This window comes from Acinetobacter sp. NRRL B-65365, assembly GCF_001605865.1.
Taxonomy (GTDB): domain Bacteria; phylum Pseudomonadota; class Gammaproteobacteria; order Pseudomonadales; family Moraxellaceae; genus Acinetobacter; species Acinetobacter vivianii.
The window spans coordinates 16,065-39,752 of the sequence record NZ_LRPD01000022.1 but is presented as its reverse complement, the minus strand read 5'-3'; the positions used below and the strand labels follow the sequence as shown (position 1 = coordinate 39,752).

General features: G+C 42.0%; 19 protein-coding genes and 1 tRNA gene. 8 read left to right on the top strand and 12 right to left on the bottom strand.

The window, feature by feature from the left end; all coding sequences use genetic code 11:
* Window positions 1–43: 43 nt before the first annotated feature.
* Entirely contained in the window at window positions 44–1,117 is a 1,074-nt protein-coding gene (gene hemE / locus AWW72_RS09615) for a uroporphyrinogen decarboxylase (protein WP_004773727.1), read from the bottom strand.
* A gap of 199 nt (window positions 1,118–1,316) precedes the next feature.
* Between hemE and AWW72_RS09610 the strand changes: the two genes are divergently transcribed.
* Window positions 1,317–2,546 (top strand): L,D-transpeptidase family protein, encoded by a 1,230-nt coding sequence (locus AWW72_RS09610; protein WP_062847188.1) that lies wholly within the window; start codon window positions 1,317–1,319, stop codon window positions 2,544–2,546.
* A gap of 60 nt (window positions 2,547–2,606) precedes the next feature.
* On the opposite strand, the gene AWW72_RS09605 is transcribed toward AWW72_RS09610, so the two are convergent.
* Window positions 2,607–3,878: a GGDEF domain-containing protein gene (locus AWW72_RS09605; protein WP_062847187.1), complete on the bottom strand. Its 1,272-nt coding sequence runs from the start codon at window positions 3,876–3,878 to the stop codon at window positions 2,607–2,609.
* A 162-nt stretch (window positions 3,879–4,040) separates the two neighbouring features.
* Here AWW72_RS09605 and pyrC point away from each other — a divergent pair, with 162 nt between their 5' ends.
* From pyrC to AWW72_RS09590, 3 genes are all read left to right on the top strand, one after another.
* A complete protein-coding gene (gene pyrC, locus AWW72_RS09600) occupies window positions 4,041–5,075 on the top strand; it encodes a dihydroorotase (RefSeq protein ID WP_062847186.1) in 1,035 nt (344 codons plus the stop codon).
* Complete coding sequence (gene rnt / locus AWW72_RS09595) at window positions 5,060–5,725, top strand: ribonuclease T (protein WP_004773731.1); 666 nt, start codon at window positions 5,060–5,062, stop codon at window positions 5,723–5,725. The genes pyrC and rnt overlap by 16 nt, the downstream gene beginning before the upstream one ends.
* Before the next feature lie 19 nt (window positions 5,726–5,744).
* Window positions 5,745–5,820 (top strand) — tRNA-Glu (locus tag AWW72_RS09590).
* 83 nt (window positions 5,821–5,903) lie between these two features.
* Here the strand turns inward: AWW72_RS09590 and AWW72_RS09585 are convergent.
* From AWW72_RS09585 to AWW72_RS09560, 6 genes are all read right to left on the bottom strand, one after another.
* Window positions 5,904–7,148, bottom strand: a complete 1,245-nt coding sequence (locus tag AWW72_RS09585; RefSeq protein WP_004773733.1) for an NADH:flavin oxidoreductase/NADH oxidase family protein — start codon at window positions 7,146–7,148, stop codon at window positions 5,904–5,906.
* A 99-nt stretch (window positions 7,149–7,247) separates the two neighbouring features.
* Complete coding sequence (locus tag AWW72_RS09580) at window positions 7,248–8,852, bottom strand: ABC transporter ATP-binding protein (protein WP_062847185.1); 1,605 nt, start codon at window positions 8,850–8,852, stop codon at window positions 7,248–7,250.
* Complete coding sequence (locus AWW72_RS09575) at window positions 8,830–9,840, bottom strand: ABC transporter permease (protein WP_062847184.1); 1,011 nt, start codon at window positions 9,838–9,840, stop codon at window positions 8,830–8,832. Before AWW72_RS09575 ends, AWW72_RS09580 begins: the two co-directional genes overlap by 23 nt.
* Window positions 9,840–10,910, bottom strand: coding sequence for a microcin C ABC transporter permease YejB (gene yejB / locus AWW72_RS09570; RefSeq protein WP_062847183.1), 1,071 nt, complete (start codon window positions 10,908–10,910; stop codon window positions 9,840–9,842). Before yejB ends, AWW72_RS09575 begins: the two co-directional genes overlap by 1 nt.
* Before the next feature lie 327 nt (window positions 10,911–11,237).
* The gene (locus AWW72_RS09565; protein WP_062847182.1) at window positions 11,238–13,079 is read right to left on the bottom strand and encodes an extracellular solute-binding protein; all 1,842 of its coding nucleotides are present in this window, start codon (window positions 13,077–13,079) and stop codon (window positions 11,238–11,240) included.
* Window positions 13,080–13,085: 6 nt separating this feature from the next.
* A complete protein-coding gene (locus AWW72_RS09560; RefSeq protein WP_062847181.1) occupies window positions 13,086–16,337 on the bottom strand; it encodes a lytic transglycosylase in 3,252 nt (1,083 codons plus the stop codon).
* 330 nt (window positions 16,338–16,667) lie between these two features.
* Here AWW72_RS09560 and dnaQ point away from each other — a divergent pair, with 330 nt between their 5' ends.
* From dnaQ to nudC, 3 genes are all read left to right on the top strand, one after another.
* A complete protein-coding gene (gene dnaQ, locus AWW72_RS09555; protein ID WP_062847180.1) occupies window positions 16,668–18,020 on the top strand; it encodes a DNA polymerase III subunit epsilon in 1,353 nt (450 codons plus the stop codon).
* A 126-nt stretch (window positions 18,021–18,146) separates the two neighbouring features.
* Window positions 18,147–19,793: a hypothetical protein gene (locus tag AWW72_RS09550; protein ID WP_062847179.1), complete on the top strand. Its 1,647-nt coding sequence runs from the start codon at window positions 18,147–18,149 to the stop codon at window positions 19,791–19,793.
* Window positions 19,793–20,545, top strand: coding sequence for an NAD(+) diphosphatase (gene nudC / locus AWW72_RS09545; RefSeq protein WP_062847178.1), 753 nt, complete (start codon window positions 19,793–19,795; stop codon window positions 20,543–20,545). Before AWW72_RS09550 ends, nudC begins: the two co-directional genes overlap by 1 nt.
* Here the strand turns inward: nudC and AWW72_RS09540 are convergent.
* The gene (locus AWW72_RS09540) at window positions 20,542–21,087 is read right to left on the bottom strand and encodes a hypothetical protein (RefSeq protein WP_062847177.1); all 546 of its coding nucleotides are present in this window, start codon (window positions 21,085–21,087) and stop codon (window positions 20,542–20,544) included. The two genes, nudC and AWW72_RS09540, sit on opposite strands and share 4 nt — an antisense overlap.
* A gap of 211 nt (window positions 21,088–21,298) precedes the next feature.
* Here AWW72_RS09540 and AWW72_RS09535 point away from each other — a divergent pair, with 211 nt between their 5' ends.
* Entirely contained in the window at window positions 21,299–21,547 is a 249-nt protein-coding gene (locus AWW72_RS09535) for a helix-turn-helix domain-containing protein (RefSeq protein ID WP_062847176.1), read from the top strand.
* Window positions 21,548–21,618: 71 nt separating this feature from the next.
* On the opposite strand, the gene AWW72_RS09530 is transcribed toward AWW72_RS09535, so the two are convergent.
* The 3 genes from AWW72_RS09530 to AWW72_RS09520 all read right to left on the bottom strand — a co-directional run bounded on the left by AWW72_RS09530 (window position 21,619) and on the right by AWW72_RS09520 (window position 23,678).
* Window positions 21,619–22,491 carry an alpha/beta hydrolase gene (locus AWW72_RS09530; protein WP_004773754.1) on the bottom strand — a complete coding sequence of 291 codons (873 nt, stop codon included), beginning with the start codon at window positions 22,489–22,491 and terminating at the stop codon, window positions 21,619–21,621.
* A 3-nt stretch (window positions 22,492–22,494) separates the two neighbouring features.
* Entirely contained in the window at window positions 22,495–23,205 is a 711-nt protein-coding gene (locus AWW72_RS09525; protein ID WP_004773756.1) for a BON domain-containing protein, read from the bottom strand.
* Window positions 23,206–23,270: 65 nt separating this feature from the next.
* Entirely contained in the window at window positions 23,271–23,678 is a 408-nt protein-coding gene (locus tag AWW72_RS09520) for a YraN family protein (RefSeq protein ID WP_062847175.1), read from the bottom strand.
* Window positions 23,679–23,688 lie beyond the last annotated feature (10 nt).

The window sequence follows — 23,688 nt, the reverse complement described above, 5'->3', positions numbered from 1 at the left end:
AAACTGATCCTAGCGTGTTTAACGTTGAAGTGTCTGTTAACTATCAGCCTAAATATTTCGCGCTGTATTCATGTACTGTATCCACAAAAATTTTCGGTTGAGCCGGATCGACCCACTGTGTAATACCATGACCCAAGTTGGCGATATAACCTGTTTTCTCACCATTGGCATAGGCATCATCCAGCATGGCTTTGACCGATTTCTCAATCGAAGCAGCTGAACCATAAAGTACGGCTGGATCTAGGTTACCCTGTAAGGCAGCACGTCCTGCAATCACATCACGTGCGGTATAAAGCGGTGTGGTCCAGTCTAAACCAAATGCATCTGCACCCGTAGTCAGCATATTCTCTAACCACTGTCCGCCACCTTTGGTAAAGACAATAATCGGAATACGGCGACCATCTTTTTCTCTTTGCAATCCAGCAATGATTTTGGTCATATAATTCAATGAGAACTCAACATATTCTCTATGCGCCAGCGCACCACCCCAGCTATCAAAAATCTGGATCGCCTGAGCACCTGCGTCAATCTGAGCATTGAGATAGTCAATCACTGAATCTGCAAGATGATCCAATAACGCATGCAAGACTTCTGGCTGCGCATACATCATATTTTTGGTGAAACGAAACTCTTTACTTGAGCCGCCTTCAATCATATAAGTCGCTAAAGTCCAAGGGCTGCCAGAAAAACCGATTAATGGCACTTGCCCATTTAAAGCTGAACGAATGGTCGATACTGCATTCATCACATAAGCTAAATCTGACTTGGCATTTAATTTCGGCAGATTTGCGACATCTTGTTCGGTACGTACTGTTTTATGAAACTTTGGGCCTTCACCAGTTTCAAAATACAGACCTAAACCCAAAGCATCAGGAACCGTTAAAATATCTGAGAATAAAATTGCTGCATCTAGCTCATAACGGCGTAGTGGCTGCAAAGTCACTTCACAAGCAAATTCGGTATTTTTGCATAAAGAGAGGAAATCACCTGCCTGTGCACGCGTTTCCCTATATTCTGGTAAATAACGCCCTGCTTGACGCATCATCCATACAGGTGTGGTGTCTACAGGTTCACGTAATAAAGCTCGTAAAAAACGATCATTTTTCAACGTTGTCATTACCAATCTCTAAATTTTTTCATATAAAGCGCATGATAACAAAGTTAGCCTAGAATTTATAATTCGAATTCCATACAAAATTCATGACTTAAAATAAATTTTCGCTTTGACACAAAACTGCTACTGCAAGCGCGCTCATTTTCTGTAATACTTGCAATATCTTATATCTCAATATGAATAATTCATAAGGTTGAATTACATGTTTGTTCGCTCATTACTCGCTATGAGTTTAAGTTGTATTCTTGCTAATGTTGCTTTCGCTGCTCCAACAACTGAGCAACCATTAAATCCAAAAAAAATCGCTGGTTCAGTACAAGATCCGATTGATCCTCTGGCTATCGAACGTCCAGCTTCAAGTGTTACTGCCCAGCCTGCCTCAAGTGTTGCAGCTCAACCCGCTTCGAGTGTGGTCGCTCAAGCTGCATCTGAGCCTCAAGTGAATACTGGCGCTGCTTCGGTTGTATCGCAAAAATTAGAAAATACATCTGACTCAACGACCTCAAAGACTGTTGCTCCTACAGCTAAAGTTTCATGGACGCTGGACAGCATGAATAATGCTGAATGGCCTGAAGGTTTACCGAAAGGACAACTTCCAGCTTATGCACGTGCACATGTGATGTTAAACAATGCACATGCTTCACCTGGTGCTATTGATGGTTCAAATGGTAAAAATACCTTAAAAGCGATTGCGTCATTCCAGCAAATGAACGGTATTACCCCAACGGGTCAGTTGACCAAAGAAACATGGGATGCCCTTGTTGCCAAGCAAACTAAGCCAGCTTATGTAGAATACACGCTGACTGATGCTGACTTTAAAGGCCCTTATGCGGATTCAATCCCATCAGACTATGCTTTACAAGCAAAAATGAAAGGTTTGTACTACACCCGTGTTACAGAAATGCTGGGTGAAAAATTCCACATGGATGAGGCTTTCTTAAAGAAACTGAATCCGACAGCAACATTCAAAAAACCTGGTGAAAAAATTATTGTAGCCAATGTACGCAATGATTTACCTGAAGATATTCACTTGATCGTGGCACATAAAGGCGCACGTCAACTGTATTTATTCAACAGCAATAACCAGATGATTGCCTCATTTCCTGCAACAATTGGCAGTACTGATACGCCTTCTCCGACAGGTACCTATAAAGTAGTGGGTGTAGCGAAAAACCCTTGGTATAGCTACTCGCCATCAAACTTTGTACAAGGTAAAAACCTTAAACCACTTTCTTTACCACCAGGTCCAAATGCACCAGTAGGTAATATCTGGATCGGTTTAAGCAAAAAATCATTTGGTATTCATGGTACGCCAAATCCGTCTCTAATCTCTAAAACAGCATCACACGGTTGTATCCGTTTGACTAACTGGGATGCTAACGACTTAGGCGCGAAAGTACGTTCAGGCGTGACTGTAAAATTCTTGGAATAATTTAAAATTGTTCTAAACAAAAAACCGAATATCGATTCTGATATTCGGTTTTTTTATTGCTTAAATATTTTCTTCTAAGGTCGGTAATGGCTGATAGTAAATCTGGTTACGTCCCAGTTGCTTAGCACGATATAAAGCTTTATCTGCCGTATGAATCAGCATTTCCTGACTGATTTTGGCATTGCCATTAAATACGGTAATGCCCAGACTAATGGTCACATAATGAGAAACTGTCGATTTGTGATGTGGGATCATTAAACGGTCAATCGCGCGATAGATATTGGTTGCCACTGCATAAGCGCCTTGAGCCGACGTTTCAGGAAGTAGAACCACAAATTCTTCCCCACCATAACGCGCCACAAAATCCATATGTCGAATTGAGCTTTTTATGGTTTTTGCAATTTCAGCAATGACCTGATCCCCCATCTGGTGACCATAGAAATCATTATAGTTTTTAAAATAATCAATATCGATAAACAGCACAGACAAAGGCTTATGTTCTTTACACGCTTGCTGATAATGATAGGTACACATTTCTTCAAAAGTACGGCGGTTTGATACATTGGTCAGTTCATCATGCTGACTTAAATGTAATAATTCGGAAGCTTGAAGACGGAGAATCTGCTCATCAATCTCCGATATTTTTGACTTGATGAATATTTTTCTTTCTTTGGAGGTCAGCATGATACTAATTGAAAAACCTAATAATAAACTTCCAATCAATGTCCTCCCAATCATGAGAAAATCACAGGGAATATGAAATAGATATAAAAATCCAAGAATCGATATTGCTGCGAAAGAACCAATCCACAACATATGTACGGGTCGAATGCCACTTAGGATAAAACCCAGCATATATAGGAATGCCACCAGCACCATAGCCTGATTTTGTAAGACGACATTCGACACACTCATCATGAGTAATGAGGTCAATACGATTGTAAAAAAAACAATCACACAAACGGCTGGATAAAATAAGGAATTGACTTGTTTAAAACGGGACACTGCCCAAAACAGGAAAAGCGCAGCACCCACCACAATCAAGCTCAGGATGCTATAAATAAAATCCAGAACAAAATTTTCGCTGTTTCGAATCACAATAAAATTAGAAGGTAATATCAACAGCACAAAAATAGTATAGGTAATGACACCCTGTCCGAAAAACTGAATCGCATTAATTCGCGTTCGGTCGACATTAAACTTCCAGAATTCATTTTCCAGTGCTTGAGGTAAAGTTTGATGGGCATTTTTGGACTGGATATGCTGGGCAACAAGCTGCTCTAGATCTTCTTTTGACCGCCTTAATTGATCAAGATCATATTGGTTATCCATCCCGAATACTCTTTTTATAATGCACTATTCTTGTGCCGCATAAAAATAACACAATTTCTCATTTTGTCATGTGCTTTGCTTAACCACTTATCCGTAATTGTAGTTACCATTTTCACGGTTTATGCATTATTATTTGTATTATTTTTAAGTTTGAAGTAGACCTTGAATACTCTTACACTCTTGCAACCCGATGATTGGCACGCACACCTGCGTGATGGTTTAGCTTTAAAACGCACTGTCCCTGATTTAGCCAAACAATTTGCACGCGCAATTTGTATGCCGAATCTTGTTCCACCTGTTAAAACTGTCGAAGAAGCTTTAGCTTACCGCGAGCGTATTCTGGCGCATGTTCCTGAAGGTCTGAATTTTGATCCGCGCATGGTGCTTTATTTTACTGACCATACCTCTCCAGATGAAGTCCGTAAAATTAAAGAATCTGAGTTCGTTAATGCAATTAAGCTTTATCCTGCTGGTGCAACCACCAACTCGGATAATGGCGTAAGTGATATCCGTAAGGTATATGGCGTTATTGAACAACTTGAGGAACATCAGGTTCCTTTATTGCTTCATGGCGAAGTAACTCATAATCACGTCGATATCTTTGATCGTGAAAAAAAATTCCTGGATGAAGTCCTGTCACCGCTCCTCAAGCAATTCCCACAATTAAAAGTCGTGCTAGAACATATTACAACAAGCGACGCGGCTAATTTTGTGCTTGAGCAGGATCGTAATGTTGCTGCAACAATTACCCCTCAACATTTACTGTTTAACCGTAATGACATGTTGGTTGGTGGTGTTAAGCCGCACTTCTACTGTTTACCGATTTTAAAACGTCAAACCCATCAAACGACGTTATTAGAAGTGGCGACCAGCGGTAATCCAAAATTCTTCCTTGGCACAGACAGCGCACCACATGCGCAAAATGCCAAAGAGAATGCATGTGGATGTGCAGGCTGCTATAGCGCACCAAATGCCATTGAGCTTTATGCACAGGCATTTGACCAAGTCGGTAAGCTAGAACGTCTGGAAGGTTTTGCCAGCATGTTTGGTGCTGACTTCTATGGTTTACCACGTAATACTTCAACAATCACTTTAGTGAAAGAAGAAAATACGGTTGCCGAGTCTTTTGATTATCTTGAAGATCAAAAAATTATTCCACTTCATGCAGGCAAAACACTGCAATGGAGAAAAGTGTGACACAAGAAGAAAACAAAGCTCCTGTGATTGGTCAGCGTTTTCGTGGATTTTTGCCTGTTGTCGTCGATGTCGAAACAGCAGGTTTTAACTCACAAACCGATGCATTGCTTGAAATCGCGTGTATTCCAATTGTTTATGATGAAAACGGTCAATTTGTACCAGGCCCATCATTCCAAGCGCATATCAACCCATTCGAAGGTGCCAATCTGGATCGACGTTCGCTCGATTTTATTGGTATTGATCCTTCTAACCCGATGCGTATTGCCATGGCTGAAGATGAACGTACTGCTTTACGCCGTATTTTCAAATCTTTAAATGAAGTCCGCAAAGCTCAACAATGTACCCATGCGGTCTTGGTGGGACACAATGCGCACTTTGATTTAGGTTTCCTGCAAGCTGCAATTGCACGCTCTGGAACAAAGAATCAGAACCCGTTCCATAGCTTTTCAGTCTTTGATACGGTGACGTTGAGTGCGGTGATGTTCGGGCAAACGGTGTTGGCGCGTGCCTGTATTCAGGCTGGAATCGAGTTTGATGGCAAAGAAGCACACTCTGCGTTGTACGATACACAGAAGACTGCTGAACTGTTTTGCTATATTTTGAACAAACTGTCTCCTCACCTTCTTGACACTTTGGTGACAGACCCCTAATATACACCCACCTCAAGAAGTCCCTATCGTCTAGAGGCCTAGGACATCGCCCTTTCACGGCGGTAACCGGGGTTCGAATCCCCGTAGGGACGCCAAATTCAAAAAAGCCACTGCATTATTTAGACAGTGGCTTTTTTATTGCCTGAATAAAAAGGACTCCGAAGAGTCCTAGAAAATATTACGCTGACTTACGCGAATTGACTCGGCCTTTCACCACAGCCTTGATATTTCCTTTTGCATAATTCAAGAAGACCAATAGCGGCGATAGTTTTGGATTCGGTTTTTTACCTTGCCCAATCGCCTTAAATTGCGCTGCATACCAAATGATTTCCATGATTGCCATTTTATCGACAAATGGAATCCCTGTTTTAATCTGATTTACCGCATAACGGACATCATGACCTGCAATTAAACGCTCTGGCAAATCTGGTTCTACCGCTAAAGGACGCGCAATTCCAATGAAATCACAGGCACCGCTGGCCAAAGCTGCATTCATTCCTTCGACTGTACGGAAACCACCTGTCACCATCAATTTACATGACACATGCTGACGAATCTTTTCGGCAAATTCCAAGAAATAAGCTTCACGGGCAATGGTACTGGCTTTACGCTTTTCTGCTTTTGCACCCGCCATCGCAGGTGCTTCATAGGTACCGCCTGAAATTTCAATAATATCGATGCCTGCTGCATCAATCGCTTTAAATACAGTAATGACATCTTCTTCAGTAATGCCACCACGCTGGAAATCAGCCGAGTTTAATTTAACCGAAATGATGAAATTTTCAGAGGTCGCTGCACGTACTGCTTTATAAATTTCCAGCAAGAAACGCATACGGTTCTCGATTGAACCGCCCCACTGATCAGTACGTTTATTGGTTAATGGTGATAAAAACTGGCTGATTAAATAACCATGTGCACCATGAAATTGTACCCCTTCAAAACCTGCCTTTTCACAAACAGCAGCAGCGGTCGCAAAACGCTGGATAATATCCAGAATTTCATCATGCGTCAGCTCACGTGGCGTTCCAAACATGGTTGCCAGTACAGGACTAAAAGGTACAGCCGAAGGCGCAACCGTTTCTTTATTTAAACCTTTGGGACATTGGCGACCGGGATGTGACAACTGGATCAATTGCACCATACCGTGTTTTTTACCAACAGCAGCCCATTGCTTTAACTTTTCCAGATCACGCTCAGTTTCAATTGCCACCACACCCGGTTCATTTTTGGCGCCAATATTCACCATTACATTACCTGTAACGGCGCACCCTAAACCACCTTTCGCCCAAGCTTCATATAAACCAATCAGCAAATCATTCGGTTGCCCTGCATCATTGGCAAGTGCTTCACTCATTGCCCCTTTAATGATGCGATTTTTAAATGTGGTGTTACGTATCTGAATACTGTCTGCAATCTGACTCATGGTCATCCTCTGCTGAAATTAGAGTGTTTGCTCTAATTTAATCCGATTATTAGTGGTGTCAATAGCTGTTCCGACAAATTGACAATATCACATGTCAGTTTATTTACAATGAGGATATTCACTGGCAGCAATCAGCTGACGGGTATATTCCGTCTGGGGCTGGGCAAATAAAGTCTCGGTTGCCTGATACTCCAAGGCTTTCCCTTCATGCATCACCAGCACTTTTTGACATAAGGCTTTAATGACTTGCAAGTCATGACTAATAAACAGATAACTGATTTGTTCTTGCTGTTGCAAACGTCGTAACAATTGAATGATTGCAAGCTGAGTGGATCGATCCAGCGCAGAGGTGGGTTCATCCAGAATAATCAGTTTCGGCTGCACCACCAAAGCTCGTGCGAGTGCAACCCGTTGCCGTTGACCGCCTGAAAGCTGATGCGGATATTTGTCTTTATCCTCAGGAGATAACTCAACCTTAAGCAAGGCTTCATCAATTTTTGCAGTGCATTGTGGCTGGGAAATCTCTTGGAGTTTAAGTCCTTCGGCAATACTCTGCTCAACGGTCATTCGTGGATTTAAACTGCTAAAAGGATCCTGAAATACAATTTGAAGCTCACTACGAATCGGTCGAAGCTGTTTCTGGCTAAGCTGATTTAGATCTCGTGCCTGAAAGCTAATTTCCCCTTCACTCGCAATCAAACGGGCAATTGCCAAGGCGATTGAGGACTTGCCTGAACCACTTTCTCCAACGATCCCCAAAGCCTCACCTTGCATTAAAGTAAAACTAATTGATTCAGCAGCAACTTTATAGGTTTGAATCCGAGGAAATAAACCTCTTTTGACGGAATACTTTACCGTAACATTTTTAAGTTCAAGTAATGGTTCTGAGGGTTGTAGCAGCAAAGCTTGCCCAAAATCGTGATTCAATAAATTTTGCGTATAAACGCTCTGAGGACATTTAAAAAGTTCAGTGCTGCTTGCCTGCTCTTCTATCCTTCCCTGATTCAGTACCACCACATGATCTGCATATTGCTGAACAAGATTGAGATCATGGCTAATTAAAATCAGCGCCATCTGTCGTTGTTGCTGTAGTTTTTTCAGTAGCATCAAGACCTGTGCCTGTAACACCACATCTAAAGCGGTCGTTGGCTCATCAGCAATTAAAATATCTGGCTCTAAAGCCAAGGTCATGGCAATCATAACGCGTTGACGTTGACCGCCTGACAATTCATATGGATAGCGCTTTAAAAGAGTTTCTGCCTCAGGCAAGCCCACATCTTCTAACAAGCGCAACGTGTTTTGTCGTACCACAGCTTTTGCAGAACCTTGTAAAATCAGGCTTTCTCCAAGCATTCTTTCTACAGTATGCAAAGGATTCAGTGCTGTCATAGGCTCCTGAAAAATCATGGCAATTTTCTTGCCACGTATTTGCTGCAACTGTGGTTGACTCAGTTTCAGTACATCCTGATCTTGAAATTGAACTGCACCTGTCACCTTTAATGTCGAAGCTAATAAACCCAATAAGGCCAGCGCAGTAATGGATTTACCTGAACCACTTTCTCCCACGATGGCAACGGTTTGTGCAGGATAAATCTCAAAACTAACCTCCTCAAGCAGCGTCTCAGCGCCATTACAAATACTGAGCTGCTGTACTTTGAGTAAAGGTTGATTTAGCGACAACTTATCGTCTTGGATCAAATGCATCACGTGCCGCCTCCCCAATATAAATCAGTAAAGACAAAACGATCGCCAAACTAAAAAAGCCCGACAACACCAGCCACGGCGCATCCAGATTATTTTTTCCTTGTAATAATAGTTCTCCGAGCGAAGCAGCATCAGGTGGCAAGCCATAACCCAGAAAATCTAGTGCAGTTAAGGCAATAATATTTGCCGTCAGCATAAAAGGAATCTGTGACAGGCTAGAGCTCATCGCATTGGGTAAAATATGCTTAAAGATAATCTTATGCTGACTAACACCCAATGCTTGCGCCGCACGAACATAATCAAAATTACGGGCACGGAGAAATTCAGCACGTACTAGGCCGACCAGCTCTGTCCAGCCAAAAAGCAACATGATCACAAATAGCCAATACACACTCGGGCTAAACATACTGACCAGAATCATCACAATGAAAAGCATCGGTAAGCCACCCCACACTTCCAAAATGCGCTGCCCAATCAAGTCAATCCAGCCACCATAATAACCCTGTATCGCCCCGACCATAATCCCGACCACAGCAGAACACAATGTGAGTGCAAAACCAAATAAGAGCGAAATCCGCAGACCGTACAGGATTCGGGCAAATACGTCACGCCCCTGATCATCCGTGCCGAGCCAGTTCTGTGCGCTCGGTGCAGAAGGAACAGGTACAGCCAAAGACAGATTCGGCGATTGATAAGAAAAAGCTACTGGAGGAGAAATCATCCAGCCATGCGTCTGTATCAACTGCTTTACCACTGGATCTTGATAATCCGTTGCCGTTTCAAATTCACCACCAAATGTGGTTTCTGGATAATCTTTCAGAATCGGAAAATAAAAAGACTGCTCATAACGCACCAGCAAAGGCTTATCATTGGCAATCAGTTCCGCCAGCAAAGACAGCACAAAAATAATCAAGAACAGAATTAAACAGCGAAATCCCAGCTTATTTTGCCGAAAACGATCAAATCGCGCTTGCATTAAGGGTGACATCATTGTCCACCTCTTGATTCAAAATCAATCCGCGGATCAATGAGGTGATAAAGCAAATCACCCAGTAAACGTAAAATCATTCCGAACAAGGTAAATAAAAACAAGGTGCCAAAAATAACAGGATAATCACGCTGGGTAATCGCTTCAAAGCCTAATAATCCAATCCCATCCAGATTAAAAATGATCTCGATAAATAAATTACCGACAAAGAAAATACCCACCAACGTTTCTGGCAAAGCAGCAACCACAATCAAAATCGCGTTACGAAAGACATGCCCATACAGCACCTGATTTTCACTTAATCCTTTCGCTCGGGCTGTTAATACATAAGGCTTGTTCAGCTCTTCTACAAATGCATATTTTGTCAGGTAAGTACGTGCGGCAAAGCTACCGAGCAGCATACTCAAAATTGGCAAACACATGTGCCACAGATAATCTTTGATTTTTGCCAAGAAGCTTAACTGGAAGAAATTTTCAGACACCAGCCCTTGCAATGGAAACCATTGCAAATAACTGCCGCCCGCAAAAAAGACGATCAATAAAATGGCAAAAACAAACGATGGAATGGCATAACTGACCGCCAATAATAACGATGTGGATTGATCAAACAGCAAGCCATTATTTTTTGCTTTTTTAATGCCGAGTGGAATGGCAATCAAATAGATCAGAAAAGTACTCCACAATCCCAAAGACAAGGTCACAGGTAGCTTTTCATATAAGAGTTGCGTGACGGGTTTATCTTTAAAAAAACTGGTACCAAAATCCAGATGCATATACCCTTTCAGCATCAGCCAGAAACGTTCTGTTGCAGGCCGATCAAAACCATACTGAGCTTTGATTTTTTCAATCATTTCGGGGCTTAAACCACGTGCACCCTGATATTGTGCCAGATTCGCCAGATTAGACTGCCCGCTTGCTCCTTCGCCTAAACCTTGTGCATTTTGAATTTGCTGAATGGCCTGTTCAACTGGCCCGCCAGGAGCAATTTGCACAATCAAAAAATTAATCAATAAAATGAAAAATAATGTCGGGATCATCAACAACATTCTTTTTAGAATATAGTGAACCATTGAAATCGAACCCTTATTAATTTATTTACTAAGTTTTTATGAAATCTAACTTGAGAGAAAATACGCGGAGACGTCATCCACAACCTGCGTGTTTTAAACAAGATCATGTTTTTGCGAAATAATAAAAAAGGTCCAATAAGTAAACAGGTTTTGAGGTGAGCTGCGATTATAGCAGCGCAAGAAGCCTTTCTTCCAAAGCATAGCTTCTTATTAGGCGAAACCAAAGTCACTCCAGCTGAAAACTTATCCTGAAATTAAGATGGGAACTCGATGACTCCGTAATATTAATCTAACAACTTCACCAAACGCTAGTCAAAACCATTCTAATTAATGCTTTTGTATAGCCTGCTCCTGTTTCTTCGCCTTATCTGCATCCAACCACCAATATTCCCATCCTACAGAAAGCTTTGGCTTCACTGCTGGCTGCTGATAAATATCCCAATAGGCAAACCAGCGTTCAGGTTTTCCATAGCTCAGAATCTGGTAATAACCCGCACGTAACAGACGATCAAGCACACGGGTATAGAGCACAACTTCTTCACGTGTTTTAGCCATAACAATGTTTTCGATCATTTGATCAATTACAGGATTTTTAATACCAGAATAATTATAGTTACCCGATTCATCTGCTGCTGCACTTCCCCAAAACTGAGCCTGTTCTTTACCAGGTGTTAAGGTCTGTGGCAATTTCAATACCATCATATCAAAATCCTGACGGCGAATCCGTTCCATGTACTGAGGAACATCAACCTGTCTAAGATTAACCTGAATGCCCAATCTTTTCAGGTTCCGCACAAAAGGCATCAGCTCACGTTGTGGATTTTCCTGCTGCATCAATAATTCAATTTGAATGGCTTTACCTGTGCGATCATATAATTTGCCATCACGAATCACATAACCCGCATCTTTTAAGATCTTTTGCGCAATCAATAGATTGTTTCGATTAAAACCACTGCCGTCTGAAACAGGATAGCGCCAATCATTCAATACGCCTTGTCGCATCAGCGGATTCAATTGTGCCAAATAAGGTTTGAGTATGTTTAACTCAGCAGCACTCGGGCGACCTTTAGCAGCCAGATCGGTATTATCAAAATAACTTTGTAAGCGCTGATTTTGATTAAAAAATAAAGCTTTATTCTGCCATTCAAAATCATAGGCGTAGGTCAATGCCTGACGTAGGCGAATGTCATTTAATGGAGCACGACGGATATTAAATACCAGACTTTGAATATCAAGCGGTGTGGCTAACCGTGCTTTGTATTTTTTGACCAAGCCTGATTTTGCAGCTGGAAAATTATAGGAGGTGACCCAATTCCGGATATTTTTTTCTTCGTATAAATTAAATTGCCGTGATTTAAAGCCTTCAAAACTAACGTCTAAATTTCGGTAATATACATATTTCAGCCGATCAAAATTATAACGGCCCTTATTAACAGGTAAATCTTTGGCCCAATAGTTCGAACTGCGTTTATAAGTGATACTGCGTCCGGCATCAATACGCTCTACCCTATAAGGCCCAGAACCCACAATCGGTTGCAACGTGACACGGCTAAAATCTTTATTTTTCCAGTCCAGTTTTGAATAGATCGGTAGGCTCGCCACGATCAGGGGCATCTCGACATTATTCTTGGATTTAAAAATGAATTTAACCTGATGTCTAGACAGCACTTCCGTTCTTGCCAGATCAGACAAATACATCTGAAAGCCGAGATTGGCTTTGGTTTGATAGGTATCAAAGGTAAATTTGACGTCTTCTGCTGTTAACGGCTGACCATTATTAAAACGGGCTTTGGGATTTAAATGAAAGGTCACTGTTTGCAAATGGTTGGGATCATAACTGACCTTCTCAGCCAATAAAGGGTACATCACCCGCGGTTCATCCAGCGAACGATCCATCAGACTATCAAACAGATAGTTCACCCCCTCAGTCGAACTGCCCTTGCCATTCATGCTATTTAAATTATCGAAGGTTCCCAGACTAGATTGGCTCAGCATCCCGCCTTTGAGCGCATTAGGATTGGCATAAGGCATTGCTTTAAGCTGGGCATATTTAGGCTGCACATGCATGGCTAAATAGGGTGTGGTTTGCATGGCTGCAAATGAAAGCGGAGCAAAAAGGCTTAGTCCATACAATAGACTAAGCCTTTTTGTGCAAAGCAATGAGTTCATGCTGAATTACAGGCTAGGAACTTTAATCACATCACCAATGCGTAATTGTGTGCTTGGGGTTAAGTCATTCATTTCTGCCAATGCGTTGGTTTCCATGCCATAACGACTTGCTAAACCAATCAGCGTATCGCCACGTTTAACTTTATACTCAGCAATGGTTTTCGGAACTAAGATATTTTGTCCACGTTGCAAACTGGCATTGGCTTTCAGATTATTTAAATCTGCCAACTCACGACCCGACATACCAAAACGATTGGCAATACTATTCAGAGACTCGCCTGCTTTTACACTATAGCGTTCGGTATTACGGCTTGATGCTGCGGCCTTAGGCGCTGTATCGGCACTTGCTGTTTCAGCTTTAGGTGCATCGCCTGTCAATTTCAAACGCTGACCGATACGCACGTTACTGGTACGGGTTAAGCCATTTAAGCCTGCCACATAATCCAGCTGTAAATTATAGCGGTTTGCAATGTTGCCTAAAGTATCACCCGACTTCACAGTATAGACTTCTGGTGTGCTGTCTTCTCTCGATTTTGTATTGCTACTGGTCGCCGTTTTTGCAGGAACATCGCCTGTTAATTTCAAACGCTGACCTACACGTACACCCGCAGTTCGTTCCAGACCATTCAAGTCAGCAACATAGCTCAATTGCAGATTGTACTTGGCAGCAATCGCATTCAGGCTATCACCCGATTGAACCACATACTGATCAGGGACTGTTGAACCTGCTGGAATTTTTAAGCTTTGACCTAAACGAACACCGCTATTTGACTTCAAATTATTGAGTTCAGCCAACTCGCTCAAGCTAATCTTTGACTTAGTTGCAATACTCGATAAAGTATCACCACGTTGCACAGTATAATTTTCAGTTTTATAACTGGTCGATGCAGTTACATTTTCGTATTTAACGGTATTTTTAGCAGGCTCAGCAGCTTCTTCTGTTTGAGAAACTTCATGTAATGGAACATTGATTTTTTGTCCCACAAATAGACTACTGCCCGCAGTTAAGCCCGAAGTTAAAGAAGCCAATTCCTGATTTGACAATGCATAGCGATCAGCAATCAGTTTCAAGTATTCGCCACGTTTAACCGTATAAGATTTTGTTGCAACCTTAGATGTTGCGGCCACTTTTGTCTCATTATTACGGGTACTTTGCTGTGCGGTACGTGAATTATTTTTAGGCTCAATCAGCGTAAGTCGTTGCCCAACAAATAAACCATCGGTCACAGACAGATTATTATAATCAGCGAGCTGCTTCAGGCTTAAATCAAAACGTGAAGCCAAATTCGTTAAGCTATCACCTGATTGCACTACATAGCTCTCAGGTTTCTCAGCTGCTTTTGGAGCTTCTGCTTGTGGTTTGGCATTGTATAAATACAAACTTGCGCCAACAAATAAAGTTCCGTTTGGATCAATCTGGTTCCACTGGGCGATATCGCGCCAGTTCACGCCATTTTTCTGAGCAATAACCGCTAAGGTATCTCCAGGTTGTACCACATAGGTACTGCGTTTACCCTTCGGCGCGGTCACGACAACATCGGTATCCGTCTTGATATAAGGCTTGCCTTGGTTACGTTTAGCGTCTTCACTATTTGCTGTGGCACTATCTTCAACCAGATTTTTTGGATAAGCAAAGCCCTTGCTGACTTCCTGACCTTTCTCATCGGCCACGGACTGGCTGGTTTGAATCGCAGTCAGTTTAATCTTGCCATCAAATGGATCGACAATCTCGGTCCCTTTCGGTGCAATTGCCTTAATTTCTGCAACGACCTGATCACGCTCAGCTTGAGTTGCTTGTGGCTCTAAAGCTTGAGCAACAGTTTCCTTTTTGCCTTCTTCCTTGATTGCAGCCGTGATTTTCTCACGCTCTTGCGCAGAAATTGGTGGCTCTGTTTTCACAGGTTTAATATTGGTAGCAGGTGTAATTGCCACTGGAATACGTGGTGCACTTGGAACGTCTGCCGCTGCTGCAAATGAAGCCAGCGCATCAGATCCTCTAGGCGTATTCACTTTAGTCTTTGGAATCGTTGGTGTCGTGGTACGCGTTGTATTACTTGCTGTTAAATTCGGCGGTGTCTTGGTCGATGGACTCACCGTTTGCACTGTATTTGTTGTGGTACGAATGGTGGTTGATGTACTCGACGAATTGTTTGCCATTGGTGGTGGCGTTTTGTTGCTTGCCCAGAAACCACCTGAACTTGATTTGCCAGAACGTAATTTGGCATCAATTGATGGGCTTAAATCCGCTGGAATTAAAATTCGCATCGGGCTGAGTGGATCAACCATTTCACCACGATAGCCTGGGTTCAATGCATACAGCTCAGCACGGCTCAAACCAGTAATCGAAGCGATCTGATTTAACTCAAGTGGTGTAGATAAACTTACTTCACGGAAGTGAGGACGGTTGGCAATCGGCGGTAAACTCACGCCATAAGCACCTGGATTTTTAATAATTTGAGCAACCGCCAAGAAACGCGGCACATAGTTCATGGTTTCTTGTGGAAGTTTTAATGACCAGTAATCAGTTGGTAGACCCGCAGCACGGTTACGGTTAATCGCCTGCTGAATACGACCTGGGCCTGCATTATAGGCAGCAAGCGCAAGTTCCCATGAACCAAACTGGTTATACAAGCTTCCAAAAAACTCATAAGCGGCTCGCGTTGACTCTACAACATCACGGCGACCATCATACAGGCTGGTTTGTTGCAAACCATAAATACGTCCCGTACTTGGAATAAACTGCCATAAACCTGCTGCTGCTGCACTACTGGTCGCTGCAGGATCATAAGAACTTTCAATAATCGGAAGTAAAGCCAGCTCAGTCGGCATACCGCGACGTTCTGCTTCTTTTACTGTGTGATATAAATAACGACTGGCACGGGCGCTCAAACGGTCTAAATAAGGTTGACGTGAAATAAACCAGCTACGTTGCGCTTCAATACGGGAATCCCAATGATTCAAGTCCATCTTGAAACCGACTGTCATACGTTTCCACACATCACCGTGTTTGAGCACCAGTAAACGGTCCCCTTCCACAGCACGCATATCGGTAGCAGAAAGTAAGTCTTCCAGTGAGTCCAAACTGCTTGCGTCCAGATAACCCGAACCCGCCTGTTTAGAAGATGATGTTTTTCCTGATTGAGGTGTTGAAGAACAACCCGTGGTAATTCCCAACGCGGCTAGAGCAGAAGTGAGTACAGTGATTTTGAATAATGATGTTGCAGATGTTTGCCACACCAATTTGCCCGATTTATACATAAAAACTTCCAGTCAACTCACGCTAGTTTTACTTTAGATTTGCCATTGTATTAAAGCATGTCACTTAGACAAGGTAATAATTTAACGTGATTTGCATGGAAATGTTACAAGAAATTAAAAAAGATGAGTTTTGTAACGTTCAAAAACAGAATTTGGCTTTACAATACACCTTGGCGCATGGGGATGCTAAAATTCTCAAATGATCTGGACTCAAGTAAAAATCTGGGTTCTGGTTGATTTGCTTAATTCGCAATTGAAGATTAGCCTTCTTTTTCGGATTCTAAATACTCAAATTTTTCACGCTGTTTATTTTATTGTTCAGGTTCAGATATGTCACAAACAATCACGCTTTACGTTGATGGCGCATGCAAAGGAAACCCAGGTCTCGGTGGTTGGGGTGCGTATGTCATTACCGAACAAGGTGAACACAAACTTTGTGGCGGCGAACCTCAAACAACCAATAACCGTATGGAACTGCAAGCAGCAATCGAAGGGGTATCCTTTTGCCCTGTAGATGCCCATCTCATTATCTGGACAGATTCCAACTATGTAAAACAAGGCATCACCGAATGGATTCATGGCTGGAAAAAGAAAAACTGGAAAGATGTTAAAAATCCAGATTTATGGCAAAAACTGGATGCCGTCTGTGCCAACCGAAACATTGAGTGGAACTGGATCAAAGGTCATGCTGGTCATGAAGGCAATGAAATGGCCGACCAACTGGCAAATTTAGGTGCAGAACAAACGGCTCAACAATTAAAAAATACAACACAGGCTAACGCTGATACAAAAAAGCCTGAAGCTGATTGGCTCTTAAATGATCCTTTTGGCTTAGATATGGATGCAGATGTGGATGATGTTGAGATGATCGAAGAAACTGAAAATGATGTTGCTAATGAAATCGAGACTACAGAAGAAATGTCTCCAGCACCCGTTGTTTCTAGTCAACATCCGCACATTGTTGTGACTGAAGCAAAATTAAAACTGCAAGGCCCACGTCAGCTCATTCTGGATACAGAGACCACAGGTTTTTACTTTCAGGATGGCGATCGTATTATTGAGGTCGGCGCGATTGAGATGATCAACCGTAAACTTACGGGCAGCTCGATTCATATTTATATCAATCCAGAAAAACCGGTTGGCGACTCTGAAAATGTCCACGGTATTAGCGATGACTTTTTAAAGGACAAACCGAAATACGCCGAGATTGCCGATACTTTATTTGCCTATTTAAAAGGCGCTGAAATTATCGCGCATAACGCAACCTTCGATATGAACTTCCTTGATACCGAGTTCAAACGGGTTGGCCTACCGCCACTCTCAGACGTATGTGAAGTGACCGATACGCTGGCACTTGCCAAGAACAAGCACCCGGGACAGAAAAACTCATTGGATGCACTGGTTCGCCGTTACGAAATTCCGGCACGAGATCGTACCTTCCACGGTGCATTACTCGATGCTGAGATTCTGGCTGATGTTTATCTTGCCATGACGGGTGGGCAAGTCTCTTTTGATATGGATGCCCTCTCTCAGACCGAAAAAAATCAGAATAAAACAACACGTCAACGTGTGCAGGTTGATTTACCCATCATCGAACCTTCGGAACATGAATTAAATGAACATGAGACTTGGGTCAAACAATACGAGCAAAAACATGGAGAGCCTTGCCTTTTCGCAAAATAAATTTACTGCTCAATGTAATTTTTTGTATTTCAAGTTTTAAAACTTACGTTATATTAACTATTAAAGATTTAGGCCTTCTCAACAGAAGGCCCATGGATATAACAACTCAGGAAAGGTGTAGGTCATATGTCTTACCAAACCTCGATTCACTTCGACCCAACGGCATTATTAATAATAAAAAATGAGATCGATAACTCGATTAAATTGGTAGAAACAGCAGTCAATACCCTTGCCGAAGAACAAGCCTTACCATTCGGGATTGATGATGCACTCAACCAGTTTGAACAATGTACGCAAGTACTTGCTCTGATTGATATGCCTCACTTATCACAAATTACTCAATACTCTGCTGAGTTGATGCGTAAAATCATGGCTCAACCTCAACAGGTTCAGACCAGTGATGTGGTTGCTCTAAGCGAAGGCACGACCATGCTGAAGCGTTATATTGAGTTTATCTGCTTACGCGAAGTAAAAGTGCCGCAATTCTTGCTAGATACACTGAACCGTTTAGAAAAAGCATTAGGCCGTCCACTAACCAAAGAAGGCCAGACGGTTCAACCCTTACTTGAGTTTATTACGCCAAGTTTTAATTTGCCTCAGGCACCTAATCTGGAACAATCGCAATATATTCATCAGTTATATAAGCTTTGCCTAAACAAGCTGATTAAACAATCAGAAACAGCGCTTGACCTGCAAGGCATTAAGTTAGTGGGTGTTTATCTTGCTGGTTTAGCGGCAGGCCAACCAAGTCAGCAGTACTGGCAACTGGTCAACGTTGGCTTAGGTCACATTGATGAACTCTCGATTACTGAAGCACGTTTACGTACTTTGATTCAAATTGAAACCAATATCGGTAAATTTCTGGCACAACCCACTATTTTCAAGAATAGCATTGCTGATCTGGCAGACATTTTATGCATCTGTATCAGTCAGGAAGATGAAGTTTCTGAACATATTCGTGAACAGCTGAATATTGGTGATGAATTACTCAGCGACACCCAGCTTCAAGTTCTGAGCCGTCATTTATATGGCCCTGACTATGAAACAGTGCACACCATTAGCCAGTTAATGACCAATGAGATGGTTCAAATTCGTAATGAAATTGAATATAACCATCAAAATATGTCACCTGAAAAGACACAGGAAATTCAGCAAAAACTGACTCAACTTTGCAATGTTTTCAAGGTATTGAATCTCAATGAAGCTGCACGAGAGTTAACTCAGCAAGCTGAAAAACTGAGTTTGCCAAATACCTTAACTGATGCAACTTCGGTGCAGCAGCTCATGAACAGTATTTTGGCGTCAATGAACTCTATTGGCATTCTAGAACGTAATTACACTTCGAGCCGTTTACAGTTACGCGTCAATAATATGCAGATCTCGCTGGATCGTTTAGATGAAGCGCATCAGGCTTTATTGACTGAAACAAAAACGCTGGTGGAAACCTTAACCCAGACTTTAAGTCTCTACGTGCAAGATCCTAGCGCACATAGTCTAGAGGCTTTGCCAGGCTATTTGAAAGAGCTTGCTGGCGCGGCCTTGTTCCTCGGTAGCTCAGCACAACAAAATGCGTTGGTCGGTGCAGCACAATTCGCTCAGCATCGTCTGGCACAAAATCAGGCCTTCTCTGCGGAAGAAATCAATTGTGTTTTAAATGTTGTGGCTGGCTTGGATTTACTGGTTGATAACTTGAAGAACAAGCAACCAGTCTTGCAATCTATGTTTGATGTGGCATTATCAAACAGTCAGCAATTACAATCTAAAGCCGCATAATGACTCAACTATCACTTGCTTATATTTTTCAACACCAAAAACTTTTAGTAGACGAAAACTTTCAACTGCCAAAGGTTGAAAAGTTAGCAAGTGACCTCCCCATCCATCAGAATGATCACGTCATCGCACGTGATCTTCTTGAAGATGAAGCCATTCCAGAAGGCTACCAACTCATTCCGATTCGGGAGCTAATTCAAAGCTGGTCAAGTAGTGATTTCTTGCAAGCCAGCCGTGCAGTTCAATTGCTGGAATGGCGACGCAATCACAAATTCTGTAGTCACTGCGGTCATGCAACAGAAGTACATCCTAAAGAATATGCAATGATTTGCCCTGCTTGTGCTTATCATCAATATCCGCGTGTTCAACCGTGCATCATTACCATTATCACCAAAGGCAATGATGAAGTCCTGCTGGCCAAGTCAGCGCACAATAAAACCAATATGTATGGACTGATCGCAGGTTTTGTTGAAGTCGGCGAAACCTTGGAAGAAGCCGTACAACGTGAAGCATTTGAAGAAGTCGGACTGAAACTGAAAAATATCCGCTATATGTCGAGCCAGCCTTGGCCATTTCCAAGTAACCTGATGATTGCCTTTCATGCTGAATATGACTCTGGTGAGATCCAGCTTCAGCTTGAAGAAATCAGTGACGCTCAATTTTTTAAATTCGATCAGCTGCCAGAAATTCCTTTTAAAGGCAGTATTGCGCATAACATGATTATGCAAATGATCGAAAACAAAAAGGTGGCCTAAATCCTTTCATTGGATTGATGTTTATCAGTATTGTCTGATCCACGAATGCCCTTGAGCCCTGCAATAATCGCCTGCATCTGTGCTGAATCAATATTCAATGCTTGAGATAAGTGATTCAGCACCTCATATACCTGCTCATCTGACCATTGTCGATAGAACATCAGGCTCAGCGTTTGTTGAATTAACCACTCATGCGTCTGCTGATCCAGTAGCTGTGAAATACTGACCAGTTGTGAAGCAATAGGTTTTAACATCATTCCAGATCTGGACTGAAGTATACGTTGAACCAGCTTTTGCTGGGCATCGGGATAATGGTTAAATAAAGATTGAATGACTGGGGCAAGTGTCGTCTCACATTGTCCATCTTCATTACGGATCAGAAAATGAAATAGATTTGCCAAGGTTGCAGGCACCACTTCTGGAGGAAATATTTCCGGATCAAGTGGTTGTGGCGGTAAAGACAAGACATTCGGGATCGAATCCTCTCTCATCAACGCTTGTGCCCAATGTTTTATATCGCTGTTGCAATTCATATCCTCCATTCAATTGCACCTGCTTTCACATTCCTATTTAGCGATAAGAAAACTCGCCTTAATTGCGATTTTTTGTACCTGCTGCACAACATTGAATCACCCTCAAAGTATTTAATTTTTTATTGATCTATCACACATATTCAGATTTTTTCATGCATTACCCAACACCAGATTTGTACCTATTTTGGGTAATTAAGTCAATTTACCATAAATAGGTACAATGACAAGTAGCATTCATACCGATGAAATGAACATTTTGTGCCATTGGCTTAAGCAGCAGCGCAAAATGCAACAATTAACTATGCGCGAATTAGCATCGCGCATGGCTAAGCCACACTCGTATGTACAAAAAGTAGAGCAAGGTGAACGGCGTCTAGATGTGGTGGAATATGTCTGGTATTGCACAGCCTTGAGCATTGATCCGCAAACAGGGATTCATCTCATTGTTGATGCCATGCAATCAAACTAAAAAAGGCAGATCACTGATCTCTCAGCAATCTGCCTTCACGATCCGAATGGATCAATCAGAGCAAGAGTTTATTAAGGCTCTAATGCCTCATCCAGAAAATGCAGAATTGTACGTTTGGTTTTAAAATAATGGCTCATTAAACTTGCCAGTGTCGCCACAATCGTAATATGTCCTGTCTTTGGAATCACGGCGATATGACTATGATTGCCCTTTTCTCTTAATGCTTTATCCAGATCAAAGCTATTTTCTTTACCAACCAGCTGATCCTGTTCAGCCATCAATAAATAATGCTTAATCTGGTTCGGCTCAATAAAGTAATAAGGCATGACTTGCTGATACGACACTTTCTGATCAAAGGCATGCTCTGCCAGCGGGTCACCCTTATAATCAAAATGATAAGGGCCAGCCATGCCAACAATTGCACGGATCTTGTCTTTATATTTAAAACTTTGTGAATAAGCTGAATAAACTACAGACATCACATTAAAAGCACCCGCTGAGTGGCCCATCAATATGATGTTATCTGTCGAAATATTGAGTTTGTCCTGATTCTGACTCAGGTAATGAATCGCTTGCGCAATATCATCAATAAAGGTGGGAAAGATATGCGCTGGTGCAAGATGATAGTTAATCACCGCAACATCATAGCCTTCTCTGGCAAAGCTTTCTCCAACAAATAAATAATCACGCTTATTGCCATGCTGCCAAGAACCGCCATGCACAAATACAATCAGCGGTCTTTGCTTTTTCGGATTTTTAGTCCGATATAGATCCAGACGCTGTCTTGCTTTGAGCCCATAGGCTAGATGCTCTTCTTTTTCAAAAGTATCTTTAGGCGTTAAATAGTTAATTGAATAACTGGCAAAATCATAAAGGCGAAACTCCTGATATAACGTTTTCGCCTTGATGACATTTTCTTGTACTTGTTGGATGAGTTGCTTCATAAATTAAGGATTAGTTGGAGTAATGGTCGCAGGGTCCGCCTGATCTGGGTCAATTGCAACAGGTGTCTCAACTAAAGGCTGTGTCGTCGCAGTACCCACCATTGGGGCTGCTGCTGTTGAACTCGCTACAGTACCTGAAGGCTGGTCCACATTGTCAATGAGCGTCACAATTTTAGTCACATTTCCAACTTTTTGTAAGACATCATCCAAATCTCGTGATTCAGCTGTATTTAAACGTCCCATCACATACAGCACACCATTTTCTGTATGTACCAGTACTTTACTGTCCGATACCACTGGCGCTTTCATCAACAAGCCGCGAGTATTTGCAGTCACCGTCGCATCTTGCATGATGGTGTTGTAGCCAACTTTGTCGCCCACCGTAATATAGTTGTGTACTGCTTTAACATCCGTCATTGAGCGTAAGTTGTCTTCAGCCAGCTGTTTCAAATATGGATCAGGCACTTGTCCTGTCAATAAAACATTGCTGTGAAAACTTTCAATGTTGATACGTGACTGTTTAAAACGGTGGTCTAATTTATACAAATTGATATTTGCAGTACGCTTGATTGAAGAATCAATAAAAATCTGCCCTAGACTACGCTCACCACTATTTGTTCCAACTGGCGACGTTCCCGTACCACCAGAAATAAAACTCGCACATCCCGATAAACTTGCAGCGCAAAGCAACGTAATCGTTAAACGTTTTAACACTTGGCAAGACTCCCTAACTACAAACAAATTTGTTCAATTTCAATATTTAGCTTTAGACCGTACATTCACCCATCTAAAGTAAATGCATGTTCAATCCATTGCTGATCATACTGCAATTTTGAAAAATCTGGTTGTACTGTTTTTGCAATTTTCTGTGGAAAATCAAAACAAATCACATCAAAACGGCAATCAAAGTCATAATATTTAGGATATTTCTGTAAAAATAGCTGTGCAGTTTTAATAATTTTTCGCTGTTGAGTTGGGGAAATGACCTCACATGCTTCGGCATAACTTCCAGCCGATCTGGCTTTGACCTCAACAAAGACCAGCTCCTGCTGACGCTGGACAATAAGATCAATTTCACCATAACGTGAATGATAATTTTGCGTTACGCATTCATAATCATGTGATTGTAAAAAGGCAAGCGCTGTGTGTTCAGCCCATTGCCCTAAATCCTGAAATGACTGTTGCATAGATCGGTCA